Annotated in this window: 6 protein-coding genes, 1 tRNA gene and 2 rRNA genes; 3 read left to right on the top strand and 6 right to left on the bottom strand. The window is 49.7% G+C overall.

Annotated elements, in window-relative coordinates; all coding sequences use genetic code 11:
* The 3 genes from rrf (ACJHX4_RS08970) to rrf (ACJHX4_RS08960) all read left to right on the top strand — a co-directional run.
* A 5S ribosomal RNA gene (rrf, locus tag ACJHX4_RS08970) occupies positions 1-112 on the top strand; the annotation flags it as partial.
* A gap of 14 nt (positions 113-126) precedes the next feature.
* A tRNA-Thr gene (locus tag ACJHX4_RS08965) sits at positions 127-202 on the top strand.
* 39 nt (positions 203-241) lie between these two features.
* Positions 242-357: ribosomal RNA gene (gene rrf, locus ACJHX4_RS08960) — 5S ribosomal RNA — on the top strand.
* Positions 358-419: 62 nt separating this feature from the next.
* Here the strand turns inward: rrf (ACJHX4_RS08960) and ACJHX4_RS08955 are convergent.
* The 6 genes from ACJHX4_RS08955 to acrF all read right to left on the bottom strand — a co-directional run bounded on the left by ACJHX4_RS08955 (position 420) and on the right by acrF (position 8,582).
* On the bottom strand, positions 420-1,178 hold the full coding sequence (locus tag ACJHX4_RS08955) for an amino acid ABC transporter ATP-binding protein (protein ID WP_000078344.1): 759 nt from the start codon (positions 1,176-1,178) through the stop codon (positions 420-422).
* Between the two features lie 7 nt (positions 1,179-1,185).
* A complete protein-coding gene (locus ACJHX4_RS08950; RefSeq protein WP_001296459.1) occupies positions 1,186-2,289 on the bottom strand; it encodes an amino acid ABC transporter permease in 1,104 nt (367 codons plus the stop codon).
* 9 nt (positions 2,290-2,298) lie between these two features.
* Complete coding sequence (locus ACJHX4_RS08945; RefSeq protein WP_001120549.1) at positions 2,299-3,480, bottom strand: amino acid ABC transporter permease; 1,182 nt, start codon at positions 3,478-3,480, stop codon at positions 2,299-2,301.
* Between the two features lie 67 nt (positions 3,481-3,547).
* On the bottom strand, positions 3,548-4,573 hold the full coding sequence (locus ACJHX4_RS08940) for an amino acid ABC transporter substrate-binding protein (RefSeq protein ID WP_000738587.1): 1,026 nt from the start codon (positions 4,571-4,573) through the stop codon (positions 3,548-3,550).
* A 430-nt stretch (positions 4,574-5,003) separates the two neighbouring features.
* A complete protein-coding gene (locus ACJHX4_RS08935; RefSeq protein ID WP_000825639.1) occupies positions 5,004-5,225 on the bottom strand; it encodes a membrane protein in 222 nt (73 codons plus the stop codon).
* 252 nt (positions 5,226-5,477) lie between these two features.
* Positions 5,478-8,582 carry a multidrug efflux RND transporter permease subunit AcrF gene (gene acrF, locus ACJHX4_RS08930; RefSeq protein WP_001273256.1) on the bottom strand — a complete coding sequence of 1,035 codons (3,105 nt, stop codon included), beginning with the start codon at positions 8,580-8,582 and terminating at the stop codon, positions 5,478-5,480.
* Position 8,583: the final 1 nt, after the last annotated feature.

Here is an 8,583-nt window from a genome sequence, read left to right as displayed (position 1 = left end):
GCGGCCTTAGCGCGGTGGTCCCACCTGACCCCATGCCGAACTCAGAAGTGAAACGCCGTAGCGCCGATGGTAGTGTGGGGTCTCCCCATGCGAGAGTAGGGAACTGCCAGGCATCAAATTTAGCGTGCTGATATGGCTCAGTTGGTAGAGCGCACCCTTGGTAAGGGTGAGGTCCCCAGTTCGACTCTGGGTATCAGCACCACTTTTTAGGTTAAAGTTCGGCAGATTAGAAAAGAATTTGTCTGGCGGCAGTAGCGCGGTGGTCCCACCTGACCCCATGCCGAACTCAGAAGTGAAACGCCGTAGCGCCGATGGTAGTGTGGGGTCTCCCCATGCGAGAGTAGGGAACTGCCAGACATCAAATCAGGCGAAAGGCCATCCGAAAGGATGGCCTTTTTGCTTTTCGAACTAATATTCAATTAATGGATTACCTGCGATAAAAATGCCCTCGTACGCTCTGATTTAGGATGCGCAAAAAATTCATCAGGTGCAGCTTGCTCCACTATTTCCCCACGATCCATAAAAATCACCCGGTCAGCGACGGTTCGTGCAAACCCCATCTCATGTGTTACACACAACATTGTCATACCCGACTGCGCCAGCCCAATCATCGTATCCAGCACCTCTTTCACCATCTCAGGATCGAGCGCCGACGTTGGCTCATCAAACAACATAATTTTCGGCTTCATACACAGCGAACGTGCTATGGCAACACGTTGCTGCTGACCACCAGAAATCTGTCCGGGAAACTTCTGGGCATGTTCGGCAATTCTCACCCGCTCAAGGTAATGCATCGCCAGAGCTTCAGCCTCTTTCTTTGGCATCTTGCGTACCCAAATCGGTGCCAGGGTACAGTTCTGTAACACGGTCAGATGAGGGAAGAGATTGAAATGCTGAAAGACCATTCCCACTTCCTGCCTGACGCGCTCAATATTGCGGATATCTTCATTAAGTTCGATGCCATCTACCACGATCCGTCCCTGTTGATGTTCTTCCAGATGATTAATACAACGAATGGTTGTTGATTTACCGGAACCTGAAGGGCCACATAGAACGATCCGTTCGCCCGGTTGCACGGTTAAATTTATATTTTTCAAAACATGGAATTGTCCATACCATTTATTGACGTTTTCCAGCGTAATCATCGCGTTAGCAGGTTGCAGTAAAATTTGGCTCATAGTGTCCTCAATGCGGTGTACGCCCGGTGTTAAAACGTTTTTCCAGATGTTGGCTATAACGTGACATGCTGAAACAGAAGATCCAGTAGATCAGCGCGGCGAAAACATACCCTTCCGTCGACATACCCAACCACGCGGGATCAACGGTTGCCTGCTGAACGCTACTGAAAAGATCGAACAACCCGATGATGATCACCAGACTGGTATCTTTGAAGAGTGCGATGATGGTATTTACCAGCCCAGGAATTACCAGCTTCAACGCCTGGGGCAGAATAACAAGCCCCTGAGTTTTCCAATAACCCAATGCCAGCGACTCTGCCGCTTCATATTGCCCTTTAGGCAGCGCCTGTAATCCGCCTCGCACGACTTCCGCAACATATGCTGACTGAAACAGGATCACGCCAACCAGCGCGCGGATCAGTTTATCGATACTGGTGCCTTCTGCCATAAACAACGGCAGCATGACCGAAGACATAAACAATACGGTAATCAGCGGTACGCCGCGCCAGAACTCGATAAAAATGACCGATAAGATACGCACAATCGGCATATGGGAGCGGCGACCTAACGCCAGTAAGATCCCCCACGGTAGCGCCCCCGCAATCCCAACTGATGCAATAATTAAAGTTAGCGTCAACCCGCCCCATTGCCGGGTTTCAACCCGATCAAGACCAAGAAACCCACCATACATCAGCCACCAGACAACCAGTGGGTAAATCACCGCCCAGACCGCAATATAGCGACCGCGATGCGGAAGTATTTTCCAGAACATTGGTGCGATAGACACAAGGCCAATCAGTAATGCCAGGTTAATTCGCCAGCGTTGGTCGTGTGGGTAAAGTCCATACATAAACTGACCAAATCGTTCGTGGATGAAGACCCAACAGGCACCGGCTTTTGTGCAGTCGGCACGCGTTGAGCCAACCCAGTTAGCCTGCAAAAATGCCCAGTTCAGCAACGGTGGGATCAGTTCCCACATCAACCATATGCAGCCAATAGTCAGCAGGCTATTGCTCCAGCTGGAGAACAGATTTTTTCGCACCCACACCATCGCGCGGCTTGAGTTATGGCTCGCCGGGCGCGGGGGATGAGACAGCAATACTTTTGTCATCATGACTCCTTAGCGTTCAACGATCGCGATGCGGCGGTTATAGATATTCATCAGCAGCGAGATAGTCAGGCTGATAATCAGATAGACCGACATGGTCATGGCTATCGTCTCGATGGCTTGCCCCGTTTGGTTCAGCACGGTGCCAGCAAACAGCGAAACCATATCGGGATAGCCAATAGCGGCGGCAAGAGAGGAGTTCTTGACGATGTTGAGATACTGGCTGGTTAACGGTGGAATAATCACCCGCAATGCCTGGGGAATAATGACCTGGCGTAGCGTAACCGGGTTGGGTAATCCCAGTGATCGAGCCGCTTCATGTTGACCATAAGGCACTGCCTGGATCCCTGCGCGGATAATCTCGGCGATAAATGCAGAGGTATAAATCGAAAGTGCTAGCGTTAAGGCTGCCAGTTCAGGAATTAAAACCATCCCGCCGCGGAAATTAAAGCCTCGAAGGGCTGGGACATCCCAGTGTAGTGCTGCGCCAAAAAGCCATTGCGCCAGTAAAGGCAAACCAATGATCAACACAGCGGCGAATGGCCAGGTGCGGCGCAGTTGTCCGGTCTTTATCTGGTATGTTTTATTAAAGCGGAATAGCCCAACAGAAAGGACTATAGCCATAACAACAGCCAGGATAAACGCAATAAATCCGTCTCCCAGCTGCGGCGACGGAATATAAAGCCCACGATTGCTCAAAAAGGCCAGGTCAAACGCGCTCACTGCCTGTCGTGGTCCGGGCAAATTGCGCAACACGGCAAAGTACCAGAAGAAGATTTGCAGCAGCGGGGGAATATTACGGAAGATCTCAATATAAATTGTGGAAAGCTTTCGTAGCAGCCAGTTATCCGAAAGTCTCGCCAGACCGATAAAGAAGCCCAAAACAGAAGCGAACACAATACACAATGCAGAAACCAGTAGCGTATTGAGTAGGCCGACAATAAAAATGCGTCCGTAAGTGTCGCCTTGCTGATAATCAATCAAATGCTGAACGATGCCAAAACCGGCCCCGCGGTCAAGAAAAGCAAATCCTGATGTTATGCCACGATTACTGAGATTCGTTACAGTGTTGTGAAATAACCAACCAACAATGCTGACAGCAGCAACAACGGCAAGGATCTGGAATAACCAGGCGCGAACCGTAGGGTTGGCAAAAGAGAGTGAGCCTTTAACGGTTGAGCGGCGATGGGGCATAGAAACCTCGAAAACCATAACGCTGAAAAGAGCGCCGCCGTAGCAACGCTCGTTACCTCACACCGACTTAACGCACGGGCGGCGCGTACTGAATACCGCCGTTATTCCAGAGATTATTTTGCCCACGTTTAATTTTCAGCGGGCTTTCTGAACCTACGTTACGCTCGAAAATTTCCGAGTAGTTACCCACCTGTTTGATGATGTTATAGGCCCATTTATTATCCAGCTTCAGATCCTTGCCGTAATCGCCTTCTTTACCCAGCAGATGTGCCATATCAGGCGTTGCTGGATTAGCCGCTTTTTCATCGACATTCTGGGAATTGATGCCCATCTCTTCAGCATTCAGCATGGCGAAAAGCGTCCAGCGTACAATCGAGAACCATTCATCATCGCCACGACGAACTACCGGCCCAAGTGGTTCTTTAGAGATAACTTCCGGTAAGACAATCCATTCAGTTGGGTTGCTTAATTTGATGCGTAGGGCATACAGTTGTGATTGATCCGAGGCCAGAGTATCACAGCGGCCAGATTCCAGAGCCTTCGCTGATTCGTCTGAGCGATCGAAGGTTACTGGCGTGTACTTCATATTATTTGCCTTGAAGTAATCGGCGACGTTGAGTTCGGTATCAGTCCCCGCCTGAATACAGACGGTAGCGCCATCCAGTTCTTTCGCGCTTTTTAGCCCCGCTTTATCGTGCGTCAGGAAGCCAATGCCGTCGTAATAAGTGACGCCAGTAAATGCCATTCCCATCCCGGCATCGCGAGATGAAGTCCAGGTCGTATTACGGGAGAGCAAATCCACCTCCCCTGACTGTAAAGCGGTGAAGCGTTCTTTTGCAGTGAGCGGGGTATATTTCACTTTCGTATCGTCACCGAATACAGCAGCGGCAACACCACGACAAACATCTACATCAATACCTGAAAACTTACCGTCAGCATCGGCATAAGAGAACCCAGGTAATCCATCACTGATCCCGCATTGCACAAAACCTTTTTTCTGAACGGCATCAAGCGTCGCGCCAGCATGCGCCTGATTTGCAACGGCAAGCAGCACGCTGGCGGCAGCCAGTGTGGCTATCATCATCTTTTTCATAATGCTTCCTGTGAGGCGAAAATTATCGTTATAGGACGTTTGGGAAACGTCTTTTACCTGTCTGTGGCCATCCTCTTATAAGCAAAAGTAGTGCCAGCTTTTGCGCACGATTTCGCGTCGCAATAAGCTGAGTGTAGACAGGAAATAATAAAAACAGCGCCTCGTAATGGTGCGAAAATGAAACATGCGCCACATTTTGGCGCAAAATATTTACGCGTTTTTTACTAAGCAGAATAATGATTGTTAGCGTGAGTATATTTCTGGTGGGAAGTGTGAAAGTTAAATTGATGCGTTATTTCGAAAGCAGCGAAATAACGTGATATAACATGCTAAATCAGCAGGGAATTACCCAGCAGAATATAGCAATATTTTATCTTATGGAAAGATACTGTATCGTTAAAAAGAGCGCGGAGCTCCGCGCCCTGTTTAGTTATTTCGACAGAGCGATGATCCCCATCGTCAGGCCAGCAACAGCTGCTGCCCCGCCGGCAATAGCCCCAGCCGTTTCCCAGTTATCCTGAGTCGTGCCTTTCATACAGGTATTAGTGTGAACCAGTCGACCCTGATCGTCATAAACCGGAACGCAGGGCGAATCGTGAGCACAGCCCGCCAGCAATGCGGTGAGCAATGCCACAGGAATTAATCTTTTCATGGTGTTACCTCAGTAATAAACGCTAACGCTTAATAAGTTAACTCTCTTATTAACGAGCTGAATGCCATTTTATCACTGGAGGTTATAAATCTTGCGGAATGAATAATGACAAATTATGTGAATTGTAAAAATAGTGAAGGGAGCGGGAACTATAGAAAGTTTTTAAAAAGTGAGTAGAGGAATATCTTATTAATTTTTATGGGTTTCACTGGAAATAATAAAGGCACCCGAAAGTGCCTTTATGTTTCTGATTTATCCTTTAAAGCAACGGCGGATCACCACAAAGAACACCGGCACGAAGAAGATTGCCAGCAACGTTGCAGAAACCATCCCGCCCATTACCCCGATACCCACTGCGTTCTGCGCGCCACTGCCGGCACCGTTACTGATAGCTAGCGGTAATACGCCGAGAATAAAGGCGAGAGAGGTCATCAGGATAGGACGCAGGCGCATACGTACTGCCATTAGTGTCGCTTCAACAACACCTTTACCCTCTTTCTCCATGAGATCTTTAGCGAACTCAACAATCAAAATAGCGTTTTTGGCCGACAAGCCAATTGTCGTTAGCAAGCCCACCATAAAGTAGACGTCATTTTTTTGATTAAAGAGTGTTGCCGCCAGTAGCACGCCGACAATCCCTAACGGCACGACCAACATAACCGAGACAGGAATTGACCAGCTTTCATAGAGTGCAGCAAGGCACAGGAAAACAACCACAAAGGAAATTGCTACCAGAGCGGGAGCCTGGTTTCCCGATAAACGTTCCTGATATGACATACCCGTCCAGTCATAACCAATGCCCGCCGGTAATTTTGACGCAAGGTTTTCCATCAACGCCATAGCATCGCCGGAACTGGTTCCTGGCGCGGCTTCCCCCTGAATCTCCATTGACGGCAGACCGTTGTAGCGTTCCAGTCGCGGAGAGCCATACACCCAATGTGAAGTGGTAAAGGCAGAGAATGGCACCATTTCGCCGTTGGCGCTGCGGACATAAAGTTTATCGACATCTTCTGGCAGCATACGGAATTTGGCATCCGCCTGAACATACACCTTTTTCACGCGACCACGGTCGATGAAGTCGTTAACGTAAGTCCCACCCAACGCCGTTGAAATGGTCTGATTGATGTCAGAAAGTGAAACACCTAATGCCTGCGCCTTTTCCTGGTCAACTTCCAGTTTAAACTGCGCGGTGTCTTCCAGGCCATTAGGGCGCACGCTGACTAAGCTGGCAGGATGTTGCGCCGCCATGCCAAGCAACTGGTTACGGGCCTGGGTCAGGGCATCGTGACCCAGCCCAGCCTGATCAATTAACTCAAAGTCGAAACCCGTTGCCGTGCCTAGTTCAACAATGGCTGGCATATTAAATGGAATGACAAAACCGTCGCGGATCTTGCCCAATTCCATTTTGGCACGATGGATTACTGCTTCCGCACTGTTTTCGTCACCACTACGCTCTTCCCACGGTTTCAGACTGACGAAGGCCATACCGGCGTTTTGTGCCTGGCCGCTGAAGCTAAAGCCGTTAACTGTAAAGACACTTTCAACGTTCGCTTTCTCGTTCTTCAGATAGTAATCCGTCACTTGATCCAACACTTTTTGCGTCCGCTCTTGCGTCGCGCCAGCGGGTAACTGAATCATGGTCAGAAAGACACCCTGATCCTCTTCAGGTAAGAAGGAAGACGGAAGACGTAAAAACAACACCACCATTCCTGCAACAATCAGCGCATAGATCAGTAAATATCGCCCTGTGGAACCGAGGATTTTGCCAACGCTATTGGTGTAGTGATTAACGCTATGATCGAAAGTGGTGTTAAACCAGCCGAAGAATCCTCCCTTATTTTCGTGATGCTCGGCAGAGACTGGTTTCAGCAATGTTGCACATAACGCGGGGGTGAGAATCAGCGCAACCAGTACTGAAAGCGCCATTGCTGAAACAATAGTGATAGAGAACTGGCGATAAATTGCCCCTGTTGAGCCACCGAAGAATGCCATCGGAATAAATACCGCCGACAGTACCATCGCGATACCTACCAGCGCGCCCTGGATTTGCGACATCGATTTTTCCGTCGCTTCTCTGGGGGGGAGTTTATCCTCCATCATTACGCGCTCGACGTTCTCCACAACGACTATCGCATCATCAACAAGAAGTCCGATGGCAAGTACCATCCCAAACATCGTTAGCGTATTGATGGAGTAACCAAAAGCGGCGAGTATGGCAAATGTCCCTAACAACACGACAGGTACAGCAATGGTGGGTATCAATGTTGCCCGCATGTTCTGCAAGAACAGATACATCACCAGGAACACCAGCATAATGGCTTCGAACAGCGTTTTCACCACTTCCTGGATAGAAAGCTGGACGAAAGGCGTGGTGTCATAAGGGTAAAGAACCTTCATTCCCTGCGGGAAGAATGGCTGTAATTCCGCCAGTTTTGCCTTAATGGCTTTCGCGGTATCGAGAGCATTCGCGCCGGTTGCCAGCTTAATCCCCAGGCCCGCCGCCGGTTTTCCGTTGATGCGAGCGATAACGTTATAGTTTTCACCGCCAAGTTCAACCCGTGCGACATCTTTCAGACGCACCACCGAGCCGTCACTGTTTACGCGCAGGGTCACTTTGCCGAATTCTTCCGGATTTTTTAACCGCGTCTGAGCAATAATCGAGGCGTTCAACTGTTGCCCTGGTAACGCTGGCGTTCCGCCCAACTGTCCGGCAGCAATCTGATCGTTCTGTACCTTCAACTGGTTAATCACATCAACCGGTGTCAGTTTATATTTGTTTAGCAGATCGGCGTCCAGCCAGATACGCATCGCATACTGTGCGCCGAAAAGCTGTACGTCACCGACGCCATTCAGACGGCTAAGCGTATCTTTAACGTTAGAGGCCACATAGTCCGAGATATCGTCCTGTGTGGTGCCAGGGTTATCAGAGACAAAGCCCGCCACCATCAAATAGCTGCTACTGGACTTTTCAACACTGATCCCCTGCTGCTGAACCTCCTGCGGCAGCAACGGCGTGGCGAGCTGGAGTTTGTTCTGCACCTGTACTTGCGCGATATCAGGATCGGTCCCGGACTGGAAGGTAAGGGTAATTGTCACGCTACCGGCGGAATCGCTGGTGGAGGACATATACATCAGGTTATCGATACCGTTCATATTCTGTTCGATAACCTGCGTCACTGTATCCTGCACGGTCTGCGCATCAGCACCCGGATAGTTTGCCGAAACAGAAACCGCAGGCGGCGCAATGGTTGGATACTGGGCGACGGGCAATTGTAGGATCGCCAGTGCGCCCGCCATCATCAGAATAATGGCCAGCACCCATGCAAATATCGGTCGTCGAATAAAAAAGTTTGCCATG

Origin of the sequence: Escherichia sp. WS2035 (assembly GCF_046487065.1) — a bacterium.
Classification (GTDB): domain Bacteria; phylum Pseudomonadota; class Gammaproteobacteria; order Enterobacterales; family Enterobacteriaceae; genus Escherichia; species Escherichia coli.
This window is presented reverse-complemented; position numbering and strand designations above follow the sequence as displayed.